Below are 1,173 nucleotides of genomic sequence, written 5' to 3'. Positions count from 1 at the left end.
AGTCTCAGACCACAATAGGTTCCGGCTCCAGGGTGACGCCATAGCGTTCAAGTACCGTGCTGCGTACCTTGCCTGCCAATGCCCAGATGTCGCTGCCGCTGGCGGTGCCGTAATTGACCAGAACCAGTGCCTGTTTGGCGTGTACACCGGCATCGCCCTCGCGATAGCCTTTGAGCCCTGCCTGGTCAATCAGCCAGCCGGCGGCAAGTTTTACTTTGTCTTCGCCTGCCGGATAGTGCGGTAGCGCGGGGTGTTGCGCCAGTAGCGCCTCGGCCTGTGCGCGGGGAATGATGGGGTTTTTGAAGAAGCTTCCCGCGTTGCCCAGAATGGCCGGGTCAGGCAGTTTTTGCTGGCGGATGGCAATCACGGCGCGACTGACGTCATGTGCGGTTGGCGCATGGATGTTTTGCGCTTCCAGTTCACGGGCAATGTCGCCATAGGCTGTCTTGAGTGTCGCCTTGTGCGCCAGCTTGAAGCGGACGGCGGTGACCAGCAGGCGGCCGGCGGCTTCATGCTTGAAAATGCTGTCGCGGTAGGCAAAGCGGCAATCGCTATTTTGCAACACGACTTCATGCCCGTCATTTTCGAGGTCGGCACAGACCACTTCGCTGATCACATCTTTCACTTCCACGCCGTAAGCGCCGATATTCTGCACCGGGCTTGCGCCCACGGTGCCGGGGATCAGACTGAGGTTTTCCAGTCCGGATAGCCCCATCTCTAGTGTTCGCAACACAAAATCGTGCCAGATTTCGCCGGCAGCCGCTTCCACGATTTTGTGGTCGCCGCTTGCGTGCAAAATGCGGATGCCGCGGGTGCTCATGCGGACAACAAGGCCCGGATGGTCGCGGGTAAACAGCATGTTGCTGCCGCCGCCCAGCCATAATACCGGGCCTTGCTGGTAGGCTGCGCTGGACAGTAGCCCGGCGAGGTCGGCCAGGTCACCCAGTTCGGCATAGTGTTGTGCGCGCACGTCAAGGCCGAAGCTGTTATAGGGCTGGAGAGAGGCGAGGGGATGTAAGTGCAGGCTCATGCCGTAGTCTTTGCAAAATAGTGGCGGCGCAGGCGCTGGCGGCTTTCGCGCGCCAGATACCAGACGAGGAAAAAGGCGGCGACCGACAGGCTGACCACCAGCGCGGCCCAGAAACCGTTGACGCCCATGGCCGGTATGATCCA

At 60.5% G+C, this 1,173-nt stretch carries 1 protein-coding gene; it reads right to left on the bottom strand.

Annotation, left to right across the window (positions count from 1 at the left end; translation table 11 throughout):
• Window positions 1-4 precede the first annotated feature (4 nt).
• On the bottom strand, window positions 5-1,030 hold the full coding sequence (murB, locus tag ACRC1E_RS11575) for a UDP-N-acetylmuramate dehydrogenase (RefSeq protein ID WP_438515247.1): 1,026 nt from the start codon (window positions 1,028-1,030) through the stop codon (window positions 5-7).
• Between the last annotated feature and the right edge of the window lie 143 nt (window positions 1,031-1,173).

The sequence above is a fragment of the Craterilacuibacter sp. genome (genome assembly GCF_051659485.1).
Lineage (GTDB): Bacteria > Pseudomonadota > Gammaproteobacteria > Burkholderiales > Chromobacteriaceae > Craterilacuibacter.
This window is presented reverse-complemented; position numbering and strand designations above follow the sequence as displayed.